Below are 18,399 nucleotides of genomic sequence, written 5' to 3'. Positions count from 1 at the left end.
GCGGCATGGACATCACAGCGCCAACGCTCGTCCATGACCACGAAGACAACCATAGACCAAGGTCAGAATTACCAAGGAAAATCAAATGTATGTAAAATCAATTAGACAACACAATACGAAATTGCCTCTCAGCAAGAGGCGCGACGCCACGTGCCGAACCCCTGAACGCCAACGCGTGAAAGCCGCATCGCCGATTCCGCCATAGCGCCCGCAGTTGCACAGCCTGATTCAACCGCAGGCGAAACCGCGCCACACAGTCCCACGCGCCGAACCGCGCCTCTTTCTCAGCGTCGACCTCACATCCGCGATCGGCCGCCCCCAACCGGCGGCCGCGTGCGCCCGCTACGGCGCCAGCGGCACGCATGCCGTGCCGGGGATCGCCGCCCTGATCGCCCCGCACGCCTTCGCGGCTTCCGCACCCGAGCTCAGCGGCCCGGCCAACAACAAGGTCAGCGGCCCGCGTTTCGGGAACGATCCCTGCAATCCGGGCACCACGCCCTTGCCGTCGATCTTGCGCCACAGATTGTGCGCATTGTTCTCGTCGCGATAGGCGCCGAGCTGGAGCTTCCAGCCCCCGCCGCGCGCCGTTACCGCCACTGCCGGCCGGGGCGGCGCCTCGACCGCCGGCGCGGGGCGCGTCGGCGCCGGCACCTGCGTCACCACCGGCGTGGGTCGCGTCGGGCGCACCGGCTTGGCCGGCCGCGTGTCGGCGATCGCCGGCTGCTGCCCGGCATTGGGGTCATAGGAGGAAGGCGGTAATTCGGTCCCGCGCATCCCGCCACTGGTGCCGACGCCGGCAATTTCCGGCGGCAGTTCCGGCCGCTGCGCCGCTGCCTCATATTGCCGCGCCAGCACCAGCCCCTGCTGGCGCTGCTCGAGCGGGATATATTCGTCCATCTGCGCCTGCACCTGCGCCGCGCGCGGCAGGCCCGAGGCCGAGGAGCGCACCAGCAGCGCATAGGCGCGCGGCCAGTCCTTCGGCACGCTGTCGCCGTTGAACAGCATCGTGCCCAGCACCATCTGGGCGCGCGGCTCGCCGCGGGCGACCGACTTTTCGAGCCACGGCACCGCCTCGCTGCGTTTGCCCTCGTCGAACAGCGTCAGCCCGTAATTGGTGATCGCCTCGACATGCCCCTGCAGCGCCGCCTTGCGGAACCAGCCCTCGGCGATCGGCAGGTCAACCGGCACGCCGCGCCCGAGGCGATAGGCCTGGCCCATGTTGAACTGCGCATCGGCATCGCCGGCATTGGCGTCGACCCGCCAGATCTCGACCGCCTTTTTATATTCGCCGCGGCTCCACGCATCGACCCCGGCCTTGACGTCGGCCATCGCCGGCGCCGCCATCGTCAGCCCCGCCGACAGTCCCAATATGGCGACGGCCAAGGCCGCCCCGCGCATCGTGTTTCGCATCATCTGCCCCGTCCCCGAAACGCCACTCGACCGGATCATGCCTCGTATCGCGGCGTTGGCAAAGATTTCGTTAGCCATGTGATGGCCATTTTGGGGCGGTCGTTAACCTCTTCTTGAGGTCTGTCGTGGCAATTCTCCTGTGAACAGCAGGGGTTGTACCGGTAACATGCGCGTCCTCGCGATGGCATCTCAAAAAGGCGGGTCGGGCAAGACCACGCTCTCCGGGCATCTCGCCGTCCAGGCGCAGCTGGCCGGTGCCGGCCCGGTCGTGCTCATCGACATCGATCCGCAGGGCTCGCTGTCCGATTGGTGGAACGAACGCCAGACCGAATATCCCGCCTTCGCACAGACCACCGTCGCGCGGCTCTCGGCCGATCTCGAGGTGCTGCGCCAGCAGGGCTTCCGCCTGGCGATGATCGATACGCCGCCCGCCATCACCATGGCGATCCAGAGCGTCATCGCCGTTGCCGAACTCATCGTCATCCCGACCCGCCCGAGCCCGCACGATCTGCGCGCCGTCGGTGCGACGGTCGATCTCTGCGAACGCGCCGGCAAGCCGTTGCTGTTCGTCGTCAACGGCGCCACGCCGCGTGCCAGCATCACCTCGGAGGCCGCCGTCGCGCTGTCGCAGCACGGCACCGTCGCCCCGATCACGATCCATCACCGCACCGATTTCGCCGCCTCGATGATCGACGGCCGCACCGTCATGGAGGTCGATGGCAACGGCAAGTCGGCGCAGGAGATCCAGGCGCTGTGGGGTTATATCTCCGACCGGCTGGAGAAGAATTTCCGCCGCACCGTCTTCGCCGCCCCGACCGCAGCCAATGGCTTCGGTGCGGCGCGACCCGCGCAAGGTGGCTTCGGCCGCCGGGTGGTGAGCTGAGCCATGTCGATCATGGGATCAAAGCCGCTCGCCTCGCTGTCCTCCGGCCTGCTCGCCCGCAAGGGCCAGGCGCGTCCCGCGATGCGCCCGCAGGGCTATGGTGGCTTCGGCGCCATCCCCGGCCAGCAGGACGATCTCGGCTGGAACGATATGGGGCACGACGTGCCGCAGGCGCCGCACGTCGCGCAGGTGCCGCCGGTCGTGCGTCAGCAGGAACAGCTGCAGGAAGAATTCGCGCCCGTGCCGCGCGCCTACGAACCGCCCGCCGCGCCGATCGCGCCGCCGGCCGCGTCTCATGACGAGGTAGAGGAGCAGGAGGAGGCGTTGGCGCCGCGACCCGCGCCCGTCAGCGAGGCCGCGCCGGCACCGGCACCTGCTCCGGTCGACGTGGTACGTTCGGTGTCTGTGGCCACCGCCACGCGGCTCGATCGCGAGACTGCCGCCAAGACCAAGCATGGCAAGGCCGCCTTCACGCTGCGGCTCGACCATGATCGCCATCTGCGCCTGCGTATCGCCAGCGCGCTCTGCCATCGTTCCGCGCAGAACCTCGTCACCGAGGCACTCGACGCGTTCCTGCATTCGCTGCCCGAAGTCGGCGCGCTGGTCAGCCAGCTCCCGCCGCCCAAGGCACGACGTTGACCTGTTGGGGGGAAACACCATGAAGACCCGGGCTGTTATCACGGTTGGGCTGTCGGCACTGGTGCTCGGCGGCATGATGGTGGCGAGCGCGACCACGCACACCGGCATCGCCTTCGCCAGCGCGCGCAGCGAGAGCAAGGCCGAGAAAAAGGCCCTGGCCAGCGCACACAAGGCGCAGGCGCTGCTCGCCGGCGGCAAGGCCGACGCGGCCGTGACCTTCGCCGAGGCCGCCGTGGCGTTGCGGCCGCAGGTCGCCGATTACCGCATCGTGCTCGGTCAGAGCTATCTCAAGGCCGGCCGCTTCACCTCGGCGCGCGATGCCTTTGGCGACGCGCTGACGCTGTCGCCCGACAATGGCAAGGCCGCGCTCAACCTGTCGCTGGCGCAGATCGCCACCGGCGACTGGGACGGCGCACGCAAGACGCTCGCCGCCCATGCCGAGACGATCGCACCGAGCGACCGCGGCCTCGCCATGGCGCTCGCCGGCGATCCCTCGGGTGCCGTCGAGGTGCTGACCGGCGCGGTGCGCGCGCCCGGCGCCGATGCCAAGGCGCGGCAGAATCTGGCGCTGGCGCTGGCGCTGGCCGGTCGCTGGCAGGAAGCCAAGGCGATGATCGCGGTCGATGTCGCGCCCGCCGAGGTCGACCAGCGCGTCATGCAATGGGCCGCATTCGCGCGCCCGAAATCGGCCTATGACCAGGTCGCGACGCTGCTCGGCGTAACGCCGATCGAGGATCACGGCCAGCCCGTCGCATTGGCGCTCAACGCCACCACCCCGGTCGCGGTCGCCGCCGCCGATCCGGTCGATGCGCACATGCCCGGCCCGTCGCCGCTCGCCGCCGAGGTCGCGCCGGTCGAGGTAGCCGCCGCCGCGGCGCCGGCACCGGCACCCGTCGTGGTCGCGTCGATTCAGTTCGGGCCGCGCCAGGAAATCGTCCAGGCGCTGCCGCCGCGTCCGGTCCGCGCCGTCGCGGTCAAGGCACCGGCGCGCCCGGTCGCGCTGGCCGCGGTCGCCGCCGTGCCCGTTCGTCCGGCCAAGCCGGCCGCGGCGCCGGCCAAGGGCGACTTCTTCGTCCAGATCGGTGCCTATGACAGCCCTGCCATCGCGCAGGACAAATGGGGCGGGATCGCACGCCACTTTGCCGGCCACACACCTTTCGGCATGAATGTGACCTCGAAGGCCGGCACCTTCTACCGCGTCTCGGTCGGCGGCTTTGCCCGCGACGACGCATTGTCCTTGTGCAGCGCCTATCGCGCCAAGGGCGGTCATTGCTTCGTACGCACCAGCGTCGGCGAGCAGACCGCGAGCTGGGTCAAGGGCGCGAAGGCGCTCGCCAAGCGCTGATCAGAGCAGCGACGCGCCGCCCTTGAACAGGCGGCGCACCTTGCCCTGAACCGGCAAGCCATCGAACGGCGTGTTGCCCGCGCGGCCGGGCATGGCATCGGCATCGATCATCCACGACGCGTCGGGATCGAGCAGCATCAGATCGGCCGGTGCGCCGACCGTCAGCGTGCCCGTCGCAACCCCCAATATTCGTGCCGGATTGGCGGCGAGCAGCGCGAACAGCCGCTCGATCGGGATGACCTCGTCACGCACCAGCCCGAGCGACAGTGCGAGCAAGGTCGCTGCGCCCGCCATGCCGGCGCTCGAATCGGCGAAGGGCAGGCGCTTTTCCTCCGGCCCGCGTGGGTCGTGCCCCGAACAGATCACGTCGATCGTCCCTTCGCGCACCGCCTCGATCGCGGCGCGGCGGTCGTCTTCGCTGCGCAGCGGCGGCGAGAGATGGGCGAAGCTGCGGAAGTCGCTCATCGCGATGTCGGACAGGAACAGATGCGCTGGGGTGATGCCGCAGGTCACCCGCACGCCGCGCCGCTTGGCCGCGCGGATCAGGTCGAAGCCCGCTGCCGTCGTCACCTGACGGAAATGCAGCGCAGCGCCGGTATCCTCGGCCAGCATCAGGTCGCGCGCGATGGCCAGCGCCTCGGCGATCGAAGGGGCCGCGGGCAGACCCATCCGCGTCGCGGTCTCGCCGGCGGTGGCGACGGCATCGCCCGCCACGCCGCCATCCTCGGCATGCGCGACGACGGTCAGGCCGAGATCGGCGGCATAGGCCAGCACTTTGCGCATCACGCCCGAATCCGCGATCCAGCGCGCGCCGGTGCCGACCGCGCGGGCGCCGGCGGCATGGTTGATCGCCATCTCGGCGAGGTCGTGACCGGCCAGCCCTTTGGTGGCGGCAGCGATCGGGTGGATCCACAACCCCGGCCGACCGATCAGCGCGGCGCGCTGGACGATGCCGGGATCGTCGAGCACCGGGGATTGGTCGGGCATCAGGCCGATGCGGACGATGCCGCCGGCATGGCATGCCGCACGATCGACCGCGAACACGCCGAGATCGACGATCGCCGGCGCGAGCATCTTGCCCTTGCAGTCGATCGTCTCGGCATCGTCGGGGACCGCAAAGCTTCCGGTCGCGGCGATCACGCCATCGCGAACCAGCACGCCGCCGTAAGTCACGCCCGCGACGGGGCAGACGAGTTCGGCATCGAGCAAGGCGAGGGGGGCGGTCGTCATGCCCAGCCCTCCACACCGCGACTTCGCCGGGTGAGGACGTCGAGACATGCCATGCGCACCGCGACCCCCATCTCGACCTGCTCGGTGATCGCCGAGCGCGTGGCATGGTCGGCAACGGCGGAGTCGATCTCGACCCCACGATTCATCGGCCCCGGATGCATGACCAAAGCGTCGTCCCTGGCGCGGGCCAGGCGCTCGAGCGTCAGGCCGTAGCGCAGGTGGAATTCGCGGTTCGACGGCACGAAGCCGCCGCTCATCCGCTCATTCTGGAGCCGCAGCATCATCACGACGTCGCAGCCCTCCAGCGCGGCATCGAAATCGGTGAACGGCGTGACACCCATCCGCTCGATCCCGGCGGGCATCAGCGTCGAGGGGGCACAGACGCGGACCTCGGCGGCGAGCGCGGTCAGCGCGAGGATGTTGGAGCGCGCGACGCGGCTGTGCAGCAGGTCGCCGCATATCACCACGCGCTGCCCGGCAATCGACCCGCGCCGGCGGCGGATGGTCAGCGCGTCGAGCAGCGCCTGGGTCGGGTGCTCGTGCTGGCCGTCGCCGGCGTTGAGCACGGGGCAATCGACCTTGCCCGCGATCAGCCGCACCGCGCCCGACGCCATGTGGCGGATGACGATCATGTCGGCGCGCATCGCGTTGAGCGTCATCGCCGTGTCGATCAGCGTCTCGCCCTTCTTCACCGAGCTTTGTGCGGCATGCATGTTGACGACATCGGCGCCGAGCCGCTTGCCGGCAATCTCGAACGACAGCAAGGTGCGGGTCGAATTCTCGAAAAAGGCGTTGATCAGCGTGAGCCCGGCAAGTCGCTTGTCGGGCGCGGCATGGGCGCGATTGGCGTCGACCCAGCGTTCGGCCTCGTCGAGCAGGAAGGTGATCTCATGCGGCTGCAAACCGCCGATCCCGATGAGGTGGCGATGCGGGAAGACGGCACCCCCTGCGATCAGGGTAGCGGGGCGATGATCTGAGGCTGACATTAAAGCGCTCGCCTAATGGGCGGCCGCGCCCGGCGCAAGCGCCGCGGCGATTCGCGGCGCATCATATCGCCACCAGCGCGTCGATCGCGCCCTGCAGGATATAGGCGGCGGCCATCTTGTCGACCAGCTCGGCGCGTTTGGCGCGGCTGGCGTCCTGCTCGATCAGCGTGCGCGTGACGGCCTGGGTCGACCAGCGCTCGTCCTGGAGGAAGATCGGCAGGCCGAGGTCGAGCAGGTTGCGGGCAAAGGCGCGGCTCGACTGGCTGCGCGGGCTCTCGCTGCCGTCGAGGTTGAGCGGCAGGCCGATGACGATGCCGACGACCTGCTGTGCCGCGATCAAGGCGACGAGCGCGAGCTTGTCCTTCTGGAATTTGGTGCGGCGGATCAGTTCGGCCGGGCTGGCGAAGCTCCACCCGGCGTCGCACAGCGCGATGCCGATGGTCTTGCTGCCGACATCGAGCCCAACCAGCCGCCCGCCCTGGGGCAGGGCGTCGCGAAAGGCGAAGCGGTCGGTGGTGACGATCATCGCCCGGCCTTGAACGCGGTGAGCCGGCGCGCGGCATCGGCGCGGACATTGGCCCAGAACAGGCTGTAGTCGAAAACGTGGAAGTTGTTGCCCGGCAGGACATAGGGGCCGAGCGCGAGCGGTTCGCCGATCAGCAGCACGCCGCGCGCTTCGCAGCGCGCGCCGACCTGACCGGCGCTGATCGACGCGCTGGCCATGTCCTTCGACGGGATCAGCGTGCCGAGATTGGCGGACGGCGGCGCCGAACCGCCGGCAGTGCCGGTGATCGGGTTGGTACACACCATCGCGCTGCCCTTGCGCGGCACGCCGTTGAGGCCGGTCGAGGCGTCATATTTGTCGAGCATCGCGCTGGGATCGGCCGGCTCGGCATAGCTCTGCCAAGACAGGATGCAGCCGGCCTGGGCGTCGGCGGTGCATTCGGGCAGGCCGAGCGCGGGAAGATCGGCGCTGCGCGAGATCGGCCAGCCGACGACATAGGCGGCGACGATGCGCTTCGCGAGCGGTGTGCCGGCGACGCGCTCGCGCAGCAGGCGGATGAGGTGCAGCGCGCCCTGACTGTGCCCGGCAAGGATGATCGGGCGGTCGCCGGCCTGGGCGAGGAACTGGTCGAACGACAGCAGCACGTCGCGATACGCAAGGTCGATCGCTTTGGTCGCCTCGGGCTTGTCGGTCAGGAAGGCGCCGAACGCGGCCTGGCGGTAACGCGGCGCCCAGATCGCGCCGACCTCGTTGAAGGCGCTGGCCTGACCGCGCAGGAACAGTGCGGCGCGGGCATTGGCCTCGGGATCATCGAGCGTCGCGTTCCAGCGTGCGCGGGCGAGATAGGAGGTCGGGTGGATGAAGAACACCGCCGCCTCGGGCGCGGCGGCGGGCGTGTAGCCGGCGGGGTTCCATAGCGCGGGGTTGCCGGGCAGATCGGGCCGCGCGATCCACATCTTCGCATTGCCATAGGCGTTGCCGGGCAGGCGCGGCAGTTCCTCGAAGGCGCCGGTCGGCACGAACGCCATGCGCATGATCTGCGGGCCGTAGAGCCGGAAGGCGAACAGGCCGGCGACCGCCAGCATGATCAGCACGACGACGGCATAGAGGAACTTGCGGGCCAAGGCGGCGGAACTCCGAACGGGCAGGGCGAGCGTGCCGCTGTTGCGGCGTTCCTTGCCCGAGGGGCGCGCGGCAGGCAATCGGGCGGGCGCGTTCACGGCGGCGCCATGCGCCGCGCGACCTCGGTTTCGACGGCGGCTTTGAAGCGCGCCTTGTCGACGACCGCCTGCTTCGCGCTCTCGCGCGCGACGCGCTGTCGGCCCTCGGCGACGAGGCGGGCGATGTCGGTTTCGGGTTGCTCCGGTGTCCGTGCCCAGGATTTGGGCCGGCGGATGGCGAGCCAGTGCAGCGCTGCACGGACATCGGCGGGGACATGGACCATGAAAGGCATGACGATCGGCGCACCGCCGCGCGCGGTGACGACCTTCTCCGCGACATAATCGTAACCGACGGCGCGCTGGTAGAGCGAACGCTCGACGCGGTCGTCGGCGGCGTCCTTGCCGACGCGGACGGCGGCGGTGAAATCGTCGTGCAGCAGGCACCAGCGATAGAAGGTGCGCACCGCGATGCCGAGGATGTCGGCGACTTCGATATCGGTCGCGCCGTTGCGGCACAGTCGCTCGGCGATGCCGGCGAATTCGGGCTTGTAGGGCGAGGGGCGTCCAGCCGGCAGGGCGGCGGGGGATAATGGGGCGGCGCGGGATGTTGAATCACGCTGTGGGACGATTTGGCGCGGCGGATGTGGAAAAACGTCTGGGGCGGACGGTGCGTTAGTGGTTTCGCAAGGCGAGGAATTTGCGAAAGCGAGCGCCGGGGCGTTGGGAAATTTTGTCAGACGTTGTTCATGGCGTATTGCAGCCAACTTCACCAAAACTGCGCCAGAGCCCCTTTTGCACGCCGATGACAGTCCTGAGCCTAGTGGAAAGCGTCCATAATCCGCAACGCTGCTGGCCCGACCAGGATGATCATGGTTGCCGGCAACAAGAACAAGATCATCGGGATCGTCATCAACGCCGGTAGTTTACCGGCTCGCTCCTCAAGCGCCAGTAACGCTTCGTTGCGCAGCGTCCCCGCCATCACGCGCAACGCGTGAGCCAGTGGCGTACCGTATTTGAGTGAGTAAATTAGAGTCGTCGTAACCGTCTCCATGCTCTTCAAGGGTACGCGCATGGCAAGCGATGCGAGTGCCGAAGCACGCTCCGGCAACACGCGCAACTCGGCCGACGTTGCCGCGAATTCGGCGGCGAGTGCCGGTTGGTTGTGTTTTAGTTCGGCGGCAACACGTTCAAGCGCGCTTTCAAAGGAGAGTCCGGCTTCCGCGCAGATCACCATCAGATCGAGCGCATCAGGGATCCCGAGTTCGATTTCATGCAGTCGGTGTTCTCCGATCTTGCGGAGCGCCATATCCGGAAAGTAAGCGCCGAATAGCGCGCCGACTGCCACGAATCCCCAATGCAAGAGGGAGTTCTCGCCGGCAAATCTTGCGAGCAATACCCAGCCGATCGCCCCGCCGAGCACAGTGAGAACGAGTTGCATCGCGGCAAACGCCAACAGCCCCAACCGGCGCGTGATCCCGGAATCGCCGACGATTCGGCGCAACTGCTGCTGACCGATTGGGCCGAGAACCCGTTCGGAGAACGGCAGCGCTGCAACCATCACCCGGTCGAGGCGCCCGGCCAGATCGCTCGAAGAGACGGGGGCCGCGGGCCGCAAGGCGGCAATCCGACGAGCGAGTTCGCGCTCCCTGCGCGTTGGTATGGCAGCAAGCAGCAACAACCAAGCGACAAGGAAGCTGCCTGCTCCAACCAGAGCGGCGAACTCATCAGGACGAGAAAGCGACTTCAACATCATATTCTCAAATTGCGCCGCATCATGCCGTGTATCGTGCCTGTGCCGGCCAAGAGACAAAGCACCGCCGCCGTCAGCAGATAATGGCCGCGACGGTCTTCGAACAAGCTTGCCATGTAGCTTGGATTCGACACCTGTAGCACCACAGCCGAAAGGCAGGGAAGAACGGTCAGCAACACGGCCGACATCCGGACCTCGGACACAATGGCCCTGGCCTTGAGGAACGTGGCATGCCGACGCCGCATCATATTCGCCATTTCTTTGAGCGAGGCGGTGAGGTTTCCGCCGGTTGCATACTGCAGGCTCACCGCAACCGCGAAGAAACCAAACTCTGGGCTGCGGATACGCCGAGCCATCGTTGCTACGACCTGATCGAGCGGCAGGCCGATCGCGTTCTGGTCGGCGATCGATCGGAAAATGCCTCCCAAGGGCTGCGGGATGTCGGCACTCGCGGTGCGGATCGCCGAACTGACCGCCATTCCCGAGCGGATCATTTCGACAAGCATGTCGATGGTGCCGGGAAGCGCAGCAACGAGGGCGCGCTCACTGTGCCGCCGTTCCATCCCGAACAGAAACCCGAAAGAGAGGAGAAAAAATAGTACCCCGCCGGCGATTGCGATCGGAAGTGCGATTAGGAACTTAAGCCAAAGGGCGACGGACGCAATCACGGCGATTGTCATTGCTATCGCCAGCATTTGGGAACGCGACAGGCGCTGGCCGGCGTAGATGTCATGGACGGGAAGAAATCGAGCGATCAACCTGTACCAGCCGCTATCGCTCCATTTGTCGACGACAGGTATCCGAATTCGATGGACGGCTAGGGTCGCTTCGGCACGAGGGAGCGTCGCGATTCGGCGTGTCATCCGCTGCGCTCGGCTCCACATGGTGAACAGCCGCCACAGGATCCATCCGACGACAAGACTGGTGGCTGCGGCTGCAGCAATCGTCAAAATCACGGGGGTTTTGCTCACGCCGCCTCTGAACCGATCTTCAGTGCTTCGACGAAAGCGTCCTTGAGCCCGTAGTAGTCGAGACGCGACAGAAAACGTGGCTCTTCGCCGCTCGATTTGATGACGCCGCGCAGCGATCCGTCCGAACCCTCGCCGACATAGTGGTAGGCCCAAAGCGCTGCGGTCTTGATCTGTCCGTCCGATATGTCGACGACTTCGGTCACCTCGGTAACACGCCGCACGCCGTCGCGCATCCGTTCGATTTGGATGACCAGATCAATGGCACTGGCGACTTGGCCGCGGATGGCGTGACTTGGCAGGTTCACGTTGGCCATCAAGACCAGGTTTTCGATGCGAGACAGGGCGTCGCGCGTCGAGTTGGCATGAACCGTGGACATCGAGCCGTTGTGGCCAGTGTTCATGGCCTGCAACATGTCAAAGGCTTCGCCACCGCGCACTTCGCCAACGATGATGCGATCAGGGCGCATGCGCAGCGCGTTTCGAACGAGGTCGCGTTGGGGTACCTGTCCGAAGCCTTCGATATTCGGCGGCCGGGTTTCGAGGCGGATGACATGGGGCTGCTGCAGTTGCAGTTCTGCCGTATCTTCGATCGTAACGATGCGTTCACCTTGGTCGATCAGCCGCGACATCGCGTTAAGCAGCGTCGTCTTTCCCGATCCGGTGCCCCCCGAGATGACGATGTTAAGTCGGCACCGGGCGGCAATCTGCAAGGCCACCGCGACGCGGGGCGACACACTCCCGCCGCTCCGGAGTCGGTCGAGATCGAGGAGAGTCTTGGCAAACTTCCGGATCGAGATGCACGTTCCCTGGAGGCTCAACGGGCTGGTGATGCAGTTGACTCGGCTACCATCGGGCAGTCTTGCATCAAGCATTGGGCTGGATTCGTCGATCCGCCGCCCGATCGACGCGGCAATGCGATGCGCCAGATGCAAAACGTGAGCGTCGCTGCGGAACCGGACCTCGGTCAGTGCGAGTTTACCGTGACGCTCGACATAGACCTGCTTCGGCCCGTTGATCAAGATGTCGGAGACGGTGTCGTCGTGCAGCAAGGGCTCGACCGGGCCCAACCCGACGATTTCGTCGGCGATCTGTATGGCAAGCGCCACTTGTTCCTCGCGATTGAGCAGGAGGTGGCGTTCATCGGCGATCCTGCTTACGAGCGGCTCGATACTTGCCACGAGCTCCGGACGCGAAAGCCGCACGGCCAGCGAGGGTTCCATGCGTGCCAGCACCTGATCATGGATCTGGTCGTCGATTCCAATGGTGTGTCCAGCGTGTCCGGTTGCCGAACTTGCTCCGGTTAGGGATGGAAACTGCTCCGCTCCGGTCCCGATGAGGTGCCGGCCGAAAGCCGCGATCATCGGCCGAAGACCCGATGTAGCAGGGAGCTATGGGCGTCTCCCGGTTCGCCGGTAAGCCGCTTGAACAACGGGGCCAGCCCATCGCGGAACGGTGTGCTGTTGGCGATGGCTGGCAGACCAAGATCGCCTGACTCGACGATCGACGCGTGAAACGGAACGGTGATCTCCGGGACCTTCCCGAGCGCGCGAGCGAAATCGCCGCCGGAGAGCGCCCCCGGTGCGTGCGCCTTGTTGAGCGCGACCACCGTTGATATCGCCGTTTCCTTCCCGTCGATTTGCGCCTTCCAGCGCAACGTATCGCGGGCCGAGGCGATCGTCTCATCGGTGACGAGCACGAGCGTTGCCCGACGATGCAACAACTGCGGGAACCGTGCTGCGGCCCAAAACGGCAGATCGACGACAACGTAGCGATAGCGCTCCTGCAATCGGCCGATCAGCGCGAGAACTGCCGCTTCGTCGACATCCGCCGTATCGTTCAAGGGCGCTAGCGTGGAAAGGATGTCGAGCCGTTCGGAAAGCTGCGTAACCGCGCGCTCGACGACGAGACTGTCGAGCCGGTCTGGGTTCTTCAACACCTCCAAGAGTGCATCGCTGGGTTTGGCATCGAGATGCAGGGCTGCATCGCCGCCCTGGAGATCGAGATCAAGGAGAACCGTGTGGCGCTTCATGACCTCCGCCAAGTGCCACGCCGTATTCACCGCGATCGTTGTCGCCCCGACACCTCCGCGAACTCCGAGTACCGTGACCAGATGGCCATCACGCGGGTTGCCGGTGTCCTGTTGATGCCCGAACGCCAGGGCGCAGGCCGACGCGAACAGGTCGGGCACCAAGGGCTTATAGAAATATTCAGCAACGCCGAGATATTTAAGGCTGCGGTACAAGGCGAGGTCGTTGCGGTCGCCAACCACGATGACGGTTGTCGAAGGGTCGCAAAGCTCGGCCACTCGCCCGAGTTTCAGTGTCGGTTCCGGTTCGCCCGAGATGTCGACGATCAATAGGCGCGGTGACCGTTCGTGCCCCAAGAGTTCGATCGCTTGATCGATGTCGTCGCGCACCAGCCGGACATCCGATATCCCTGCGGAGGCAAAATAGGCTGCAACCGATGTTTCCGTGTCCTTGTCACGAACAAAGGCGATTGCTGACAGTTGTGGTTCCGCAACGCGATCCAAGGGGGCCTGCCCTGGTATGGTCATCCGTGAAATATCCTCGGTTGCGAATAAGAGTTATGGTTGAGGAACAATATAATCGCGAAAATTAACTCTTAAATTATCTTACAGTCCAAAATTGATGCCACATCTATTATAGGGAGGATCGACGGCGGATGAGCTTCCGCGCGCATTTTTTCGCGCGGTACCGGGAGGTGGCCGTGGCGGGATCCGCTGATGGTTGGGCTCGGAGCGATCCCGGCAAGCATGAGCTTTGCCGCGTATCGCTATCAACCCCGTGCCTCGCCCTTGCAGCGACGCGCGGGGGCCAATTCAAACGCTCAGCACGAATAACGGACCGATGCCGCCACGGTACGGCCACGTCGCTACCCGTCGCCGTAACGGATTCAAGGGTTTCGGGACCTGTCGGCGTGATACTGGCCGCACACGAGGGATTGGCGGCCGTCACACCCGCAGCGTGACAGCCGGCAGGCGCTTGCCGAAATCAACCCGGTGGATGCCTGCCGCCCACCGCTCTACAACCAAGCATGACCGACCTTTCCCGCATCGTCGCCGACATCGCCGCCGAGATTGCCGACATGCCCGATCGCGGCATCGTCGCCGACTATATCGCGCCGCTTGCCGAGATCGATCCGGCGCGGTTCGGCATGGCGGTGGTCGAGGCCGACGGGACCTGCCATCTCGCCGGCGATGCCGAGGAGCCCTTTTCGATCCAGAGCGTCGCCAAGGTCTTCGGGCTGACGCTGGCGCTGGGGCTGGCGGGCGACGCCTTGTGGAAGCGCGTCGGGCGCGAGCCGTCGGGCACGGCGTTCAACTCGATCGTCCAGCTCGAGACCGAGCATGGCATTCCGCGCAACCCGTTTATCAATGCTGGCGCGATCGTCGTGTCGGACATGATCCTGTCGGGGCATCAGCCGCGCGAGGCGATCGGCGAGATCCTGCGCTTCGTGCGCTCGCTGGTCGGCGAGGAGGGCATCTTCATCGACGAGCGCGTCGCCGAGGCCGAGCTGCGCAGTGGCTTTCGCAATATCGCGCTGGCCAATTACATGCGTGCGTTCGGCAATATCCACCATGCCGCCGAGCTCGTGCTCGGAGTCTATTTTCACCAATGCGCGCTGGCGATGAGTTGCCGCCAACTGGCTTTGGCCGGGCGCTATCTGATGGCCGGCGGGCGCAACCCGGCGACCGGCCTGTCGGTGGTCTCGCCGCAGCGCGCACGGCGCATCAACGCGCTGATGATGACGTGCGGCCATTATGACGGATCGGGCGAGTTCGCCTTTCGCGTCGGGTTGCCGGGCAAGTCGGGCGTCGGCGGCGGCATCCTCGCGGTGGTGCCGGGGCGGGCGAGCATCGCGGTGTGGTCGCCGGGGCTCAACGAGCGCGGCAATTCGCAGCTGGGCGCGGTGGCGTTGGAGCGGCTGGTGCAGCGCACGGGATGGTCGGTGTTCGAGGGGTGAAGTTGCGCCGTGCCGCGCCGCATCGCCGGAAGCTCGCTGGGGGCCGGATGCGAGCCGGGCGGCTGCGGCGCGGGTGGCGCGCGGCGCCATTGGTCCCTCTCCGGCCCGGGATGAAGGGCCGGAGCGGGTAGCACGGATCAATCGCGCGCCACGACGGCGCCCTGGGGCGTTGCCTGCGCCAGCTGCGTGCCGCACGCATCGGGCTGCGAGGTGGCCGCCATCACGGTCTTGCCCGACAGATGGATCGGGGTGGCCGCCGCGCGGCAATTTTCGGCGGTGCGCTGGCGATCGGCGCCGCGATAATGCCAGGTGACCGACGGCGTCTTGCCCGACGGCGCCCAGCGCATGTCATGGGTGTCGTGCAGCGACTGGGCGGCGAGCGGGAGGGGGGCGAAGGCGAAGGCGAGCAGGGCGAGGGTCAAGGGCTTCATGATGATCTCCGAAACGGGGAAGGTCGATGAACCCGATATGCGCCCGCGATATTTCCTGCGGCTGTCCGCTTCGTGAAAAAGCATGGCCGGGGTCTGGCTGTTCGGTTGCCGCTTTGTAACGAATGATTGCCGGGCGCGGCGCGAAGGCGGTTCGGCGCGCGTCTCGGTTGAACGCTTTCGCCACCACGCCTAACTGCGCGGCATGAACGACAACCGCTTTCCCGACCGCCCGTGACCGAACCTGCCATCGTCCTGGTCGAGGACGACCCTTCGCTTCGCACCCTGATCGCGCGCACGCTGCGCGAGAATGGCTATGCCGTGCGTCCGGCGGCGACCGCGCCGGAAATGTGGCTCGCCTTCGATGCCGGGCCGGTCGACCTCGTCGTGCTCGACATCATGCTGCCCGGCACCAACGGCATCGACCTGTGCCGCCAGATCCGCCGTACCAGCGACGTGCCGATCATCTTCGTCAGCGCGCGCGGCAGCGAGGTCGACCGCGTCACGGGCCTGGAACTGGGCGCCGACGATTATCTCGCCAAGCCGTTCAGCACGCGCGAGCTGATCGCGCGGATCCGCGCGGTGCTGCGGCGTGGCGGGATGGAGCGCGGGACGAGTGAGGAGCGCCAGTCGGAAGCGCATTTCGACGGCTGGACGGTCAATTTCCCGCGCCGCGAGCTGCGCGCGCCGAGCGGCGCGACGATCGACGTGACGGGCGCCGAGTTCGACCTGCTGGCGACCTTCATCGCCCAGCCGCAGCGCGTCATCGCGCGCGAGCGGCTGATCGAGCTGTCGCGTACGCGGCTCGGCGACAGTTCGGATCGCAGCGTCGACGTGCTGGTCAGCCGCTTGCGGCGCAAGCTGTCGGCCGACGGGCGCGACGCGCCGATCGTGACGGTGCGCGGCATCGGCTATATGCTGCGCGCTGCGGTGACCAAATCCTGAGCTGGCTGCGGCGACATTCGCTCGGATTGCTCGGGCGGCTGCTGATCATCCTGCTGCTGACCGTGCTGGTCGAGTTCAGCGCCAGCACCTTGCTGTACGAGCGCGCCTCCGAATTTTCGGTGCGCGAGGACGAGGCGCGGCGGCTTGCCGAGCATCTCGTCGTGGCGAGCCAGCTGATCGAGGAAAAGCGGCCGGCGGAGCGGCCGGCGATCGCGCGGGCGCTCGACACCGATCGTTATCATGTCGAATGGCGCGCGACCGCGCCGGCGCACTCGTCGTTCACGCCCGACCTGGCGAACATGCAGCGCCAGATCCTCGCCTGGGAGCCGGGGCTGGCGCATTCCGACCTGCGGCTGCGGCTGGCGCCGCTGCATGACGGCACGCCGGTGACGGGCGAGCTGAAGCTGGCCGATGGCAGCTGGATGAGCTTTCGGATGCGGACCGAAACGGGCCAGTGGAGCTTTGCGATCGGACGCGTGCTGCGCGCGCTCGTCCCCGCTTTGTTGTTGCTCGGGCTGAGCGCGCTGCTGATCCGATCGACGCTGCGCCCGCTGCGCCGGCTGATCGCGGCGACGCGCCAGGTCGGGATGGCGGAGAGCGCGCAGGTGCCCGAGGCCGGGACGGCCGAGATCCGCCAGTTGATCCATGCCTTCAACGAAATGCAGGACCGCATCCACGACCTGATCGACAGCCGCACCCAGGCGCTCGCCGCGGTGAGCCACGACCTGCGCACGCCGCTGGCGCGGCTGCAATTGCGGCTCGAGGCGGTCGACGACGTCCGGTTGCGCGACGAACTCGGCGAGGATGTGACGGAGATGGGCGAGATGATCGCCTCGCTGCTGGCGTTTCTCGCCGGTGACGACGACCCCGAGCCGCCCGCGCTGAGCGACCTGGCGGTGATCGTCGCGACGCTGGTCGACAATGCCGCCGATCGCGGCGCCGACGCGACCTATGCCGGGCCCGAACATCTCGAGACGGTGATCCGCGCCTCGGCGATGCGCCGCGCGGTTTCCAACCTGATCGAAAATGCGCTGCACTATGCCGGGCAGGCGCGTGTGACGCTGGCCGGGACGGCGGAAAGCGGGGTGACGCTGACGGTCGCGGACGACGGCCCCGGTATCCCGGCGGATCGCATCGCCGAGGTGCTGCGGCCGTTCGTGCGGCTCGACGATTCGCGGGCGCGCAACACCAAGGGGCTTGGGCTGGGGCTGGCGATCGTCGCCAAGGTGGTGGCGGGCGAGGGCGGGACGCTGTCGCTGGTCAATCGCGGCGGGGGTGGGTTGGATGTGACGATTGCGTTGCCGGGGCGTGGAGGCCTTTCAAGCTGAGCGGGGGATGGTCCGGGCGAGGGGACAGGCGGCTGCCGCCGCAATCGCAGTCATTCGCCGACCATCCTTGGCTTCTCAATTGCGGACATTGGAAAAACCGACGATCATCGCGAAATGACTCCCGGCAGCACATTCAACTGGATACTCGCGATGATGATGCTGGGCTTTGCCGTCTGGGTCGGTCTGGCTGGCCGCGTAAGCTTAAGGGGTGCCGAGGTTCTCGATCGAGACGAAGGACCTATTCGCTTTTGGGCGTTCATGATCGCGTGCGGTATGGTTGGTGCTGTGTTGCTCGGTCAGGCCGTATTCCATTTCCGCTGACCCTTTCGGATCCCATCGGTCGAGACAACACGTCCGAAACTCGACCGGCAGGAATCAGGACGCAAGGCAGCCCAGGCTGAGCCACCCCATTCTCGGACATTGCGCCGCTGGCATACTCGTCGCGCTTGCGGACATTGCTTCGGCGGCGCGACGGCGTAGGCTCCGGCTATGCTGCTCTCCGCCCGATCAAGAAGAGTTCTTCAAACCGTCAGGTTAGTGACTGCGCTCGCCCTTACCGTGCTGGTCATTGCAATCTGGACAATACCATCCGCTCTCAAGCCTTGGTGGGCATTAGCGGCATTCATCGTGTTCGGGCTGCCGGGCGCTGTCGCGAGCTTCATGGTAAAGGCTGACAACGAACGCCGCACGAGCGGCAGCTAACCTTAGCTATGGTCCAAAAGCTGCAGGACCGCTGACCACCCCTTTCCCCGTTCAAGCGCCGTCGGTTGACCCGATCCGTCTGAGAACCGACTGGCAGGTTCAGCGCAAGAAGCTGCTTGGCACGGCGCTGCGT

The 18,399-nt window shown here is 66.6% G+C and carries 19 protein-coding genes; 8 read left to right on the top strand and 11 right to left on the bottom strand.

Annotation, left to right across the window (positions count from 1 at the left end; genetic code table 11):
* Positions 1–342 precede the first annotated feature (342 nt).
* Positions 343–1,413, bottom strand: a complete 1,071-nt coding sequence (locus U1839_RS24240) for an SPOR domain-containing protein (protein ID WP_332806133.1) — start codon at positions 1,411–1,413, stop codon at positions 343–345.
* A gap of 163 nt (positions 1,414–1,576) precedes the next feature.
* Between U1839_RS24240 and U1839_RS24235 the strand changes: the two genes are divergently transcribed.
* From U1839_RS24235 to U1839_RS24225, 3 genes are read left to right on the top strand one after another with little or no spacing between them, the layout of a single operon-like run.
* Positions 1,577–2,293 (top strand): AAA family ATPase, encoded by a 717-nt coding sequence (locus tag U1839_RS24235; RefSeq protein ID WP_332806132.1) that lies wholly within the window; start codon positions 1,577–1,579, stop codon positions 2,291–2,293.
* A gap of 3 nt (positions 2,294–2,296) precedes the next feature.
* On the top strand, positions 2,297–2,932 hold the full coding sequence (locus U1839_RS24230) for a hypothetical protein (protein WP_332806131.1): 636 nt from the start codon (positions 2,297–2,299) through the stop codon (positions 2,930–2,932).
* 19 nt (positions 2,933–2,951) lie between these two features.
* Complete coding sequence (locus U1839_RS24225; protein WP_332806130.1) at positions 2,952–4,277, top strand: SPOR domain-containing protein; 1,326 nt, start codon at positions 2,952–2,954, stop codon at positions 4,275–4,277.
* On the opposite strand, the gene U1839_RS24220 is transcribed toward U1839_RS24225, so the two are convergent.
* The 9 genes from U1839_RS24220 to U1839_RS24180 all read right to left on the bottom strand — a co-directional run bounded on the left by U1839_RS24220 (position 4,278) and on the right by U1839_RS24180 (position 13,409).
* Entirely contained in the window at positions 4,278–5,507 is a 1,230-nt protein-coding gene (locus U1839_RS24220) for a dihydroorotase (protein WP_332806129.1), read from the bottom strand.
* Positions 5,504–6,493: an aspartate carbamoyltransferase catalytic subunit gene (locus tag U1839_RS24215; protein WP_332806128.1), complete on the bottom strand. Its 990-nt coding sequence runs from the start codon at positions 6,491–6,493 to the stop codon at positions 5,504–5,506. Before U1839_RS24215 ends, U1839_RS24220 begins: the two co-directional genes overlap by 4 nt.
* Positions 6,494–6,554: 61 nt before the next feature.
* Positions 6,555–7,019, bottom strand: a complete 465-nt coding sequence (gene ruvX, locus U1839_RS24210) for a Holliday junction resolvase RuvX (protein ID WP_332806127.1) — start codon at positions 7,017–7,019, stop codon at positions 6,555–6,557.
* The gene (locus U1839_RS24205; RefSeq protein ID WP_332806135.1) at positions 7,016–8,122 is read right to left on the bottom strand and encodes a DUF3089 domain-containing protein; all 1,107 of its coding nucleotides are present in this window, start codon (positions 8,120–8,122) and stop codon (positions 7,016–7,018) included. The genes ruvX and U1839_RS24205 overlap by 4 nt, the downstream gene beginning before the upstream one ends.
* 92 nt (positions 8,123–8,214) lie before the next feature.
* Complete coding sequence (locus U1839_RS24200) at positions 8,215–8,622, bottom strand: hypothetical protein (RefSeq protein ID WP_332806126.1); 408 nt, start codon at positions 8,620–8,622, stop codon at positions 8,215–8,217.
* 353 nt (positions 8,623–8,975) lie between these two features.
* Positions 8,976–9,908: a type II secretion system F family protein gene (locus U1839_RS24195; protein ID WP_332806125.1), complete on the bottom strand. Its 933-nt coding sequence runs from the start codon at positions 9,906–9,908 to the stop codon at positions 8,976–8,978.
* Entirely contained in the window at positions 9,908–10,879 is a 972-nt protein-coding gene (locus U1839_RS24190; protein ID WP_332806124.1) for a type II secretion system F family protein, read from the bottom strand. The genes U1839_RS24195 and U1839_RS24190 overlap by 1 nt, the downstream gene beginning before the upstream one ends.
* Complete coding sequence (locus U1839_RS24185) at positions 10,876–12,240, bottom strand: TadA family conjugal transfer-associated ATPase (RefSeq protein ID WP_332806123.1); 1,365 nt, start codon at positions 12,238–12,240, stop codon at positions 10,876–10,878. The genes U1839_RS24190 and U1839_RS24185 overlap by 4 nt, the downstream gene beginning before the upstream one ends.
* Positions 12,237–13,409 carry a CpaE/TadZ family protein gene (locus U1839_RS24180; protein WP_332806122.1) on the bottom strand — a complete coding sequence of 391 codons (1,173 nt, stop codon included), beginning with the start codon at positions 13,407–13,409 and terminating at the stop codon, positions 12,237–12,239. Before U1839_RS24180 ends, U1839_RS24185 begins: the two co-directional genes overlap by 4 nt.
* 524 nt (positions 13,410–13,933) lie before the next feature.
* Between U1839_RS24180 and U1839_RS24175 the strand changes: the two genes are divergently transcribed.
* Positions 13,934–14,863 carry a glutaminase gene (locus U1839_RS24175; protein ID WP_332806121.1) on the top strand — a complete coding sequence of 310 codons (930 nt, stop codon included), beginning with the start codon at positions 13,934–13,936 and terminating at the stop codon, positions 14,861–14,863.
* 137 nt (positions 14,864–15,000) lie between these two features.
* Here the strand turns inward: U1839_RS24175 and U1839_RS24170 are convergent, their stop codons facing one another.
* Complete coding sequence (locus U1839_RS24170) at positions 15,001–15,294, bottom strand: hypothetical protein (RefSeq protein WP_332806120.1); 294 nt, start codon at positions 15,292–15,294, stop codon at positions 15,001–15,003.
* A 231-nt stretch (positions 15,295–15,525) separates the two neighbouring features.
* Between U1839_RS24170 and U1839_RS24165 the strand changes: the two genes are divergently transcribed.
* The 4 genes from U1839_RS24165 to U1839_RS24150 all read left to right on the top strand — a co-directional run bounded on the left by U1839_RS24165 (position 15,526) and on the right by U1839_RS24150 (position 18,266).
* Positions 15,526–16,236 carry a response regulator transcription factor gene (locus U1839_RS24165; RefSeq protein WP_332806119.1) on the top strand — a complete coding sequence of 237 codons (711 nt, stop codon included), beginning with the start codon at positions 15,526–15,528 and terminating at the stop codon, positions 16,234–16,236.
* A 26-nt stretch (positions 16,237–16,262) separates the two neighbouring features.
* Complete coding sequence (locus tag U1839_RS24160; protein ID WP_332806118.1) at positions 16,263–17,564, top strand: ATP-binding protein; 1,302 nt, start codon at positions 16,263–16,265, stop codon at positions 17,562–17,564.
* 114 nt (positions 17,565–17,678) lie between these two features.
* Positions 17,679–17,885 carry a hypothetical protein gene (locus U1839_RS24155; protein WP_332806117.1) on the top strand — a complete coding sequence of 69 codons (207 nt, stop codon included), beginning with the start codon at positions 17,679–17,681 and terminating at the stop codon, positions 17,883–17,885.
* 168 nt (positions 17,886–18,053) lie between these two features.
* Complete coding sequence (locus tag U1839_RS24150; protein ID WP_332806116.1) at positions 18,054–18,266, top strand: hypothetical protein; 213 nt, start codon at positions 18,054–18,056, stop codon at positions 18,264–18,266.
* Positions 18,267–18,399 lie beyond the last annotated feature (133 nt).

Origin of the sequence: Parasphingomonas halimpatiens (genome assembly GCF_036663795.1) — a bacterium.
Classification (GTDB): Bacteria; Pseudomonadota; Alphaproteobacteria; order Sphingomonadales; family Sphingomonadaceae; genus Sphingomonas.
The sequence above is the reverse complement of the archived record's forward strand: the minus strand, read 5'-3'. Positions and strand labels throughout refer to the sequence as shown.

Excerpts from the sequence above, each read along its gene's own strand:
- U1839_RS24240 (WP_332806133.1), bottom strand. The coding sequence starts at position 1,413 with ATGATGCGAAACACGATGCGCGGGGCGGCCTTGGCCGTCGCCATATTG.
- U1839_RS24235 (WP_332806132.1), top strand. The coding sequence starts at position 1,577 with ATGCGCGTCCTCGCGATGGCATCTCAAAAAGGCGGGTCGGGCAAGACC.
- U1839_RS24230 (WP_332806131.1), top strand. The coding sequence starts at position 2,297 with ATGTCGATCATGGGATCAAAGCCGCTCGCCTCGCTGTCCTCCGGCCTG.
- U1839_RS24225 (WP_332806130.1), top strand. The coding sequence starts at position 2,952 with ATGAAGACCCGGGCTGTTATCACGGTTGGGCTGTCGGCACTGGTGCTC.
- U1839_RS24220 (WP_332806129.1), bottom strand. The coding sequence starts at position 5,507 with ATGACGACCGCCCCCCTCGCCTTGCTCGATGCCGAACTCGTCTGCCCC.
- U1839_RS24215 (WP_332806128.1), bottom strand. The coding sequence starts at position 6,493 with ATGTCAGCCTCAGATCATCGCCCCGCTACCCTGATCGCAGGGGGTGCC.
- ruvX (WP_332806127.1), bottom strand. The coding sequence starts at position 7,019 with ATGATCGTCACCACCGACCGCTTCGCCTTTCGCGACGCCCTGCCCCAG.
- U1839_RS24195 (WP_332806125.1), bottom strand. The coding sequence starts at position 9,908 with ATGTTGAAGTCGCTTTCTCGTCCTGATGAGTTCGCCGCTCTGGTTGGA.
- U1839_RS24185 (WP_332806123.1), bottom strand. The coding sequence starts at position 12,240 with ATGATCGCGGCTTTCGGCCGGCACCTCATCGGGACCGGAGCGGAGCAG.
- U1839_RS24175 (WP_332806121.1), top strand. The coding sequence starts at position 13,934 with ATGACCGACCTTTCCCGCATCGTCGCCGACATCGCCGCCGAGATTGCC.
- U1839_RS24170 (WP_332806120.1), bottom strand. The coding sequence starts at position 15,294 with ATGAAGCCCTTGACCCTCGCCCTGCTCGCCTTCGCCTTCGCCCCCCTC.
- U1839_RS24155 (WP_332806117.1), top strand. The coding sequence starts at position 17,679 with ATGACTCCCGGCAGCACATTCAACTGGATACTCGCGATGATGATGCTG.
- U1839_RS24150 (WP_332806116.1), top strand. The coding sequence starts at position 18,054 with ATGCTGCTCTCCGCCCGATCAAGAAGAGTTCTTCAAACCGTCAGGTTA.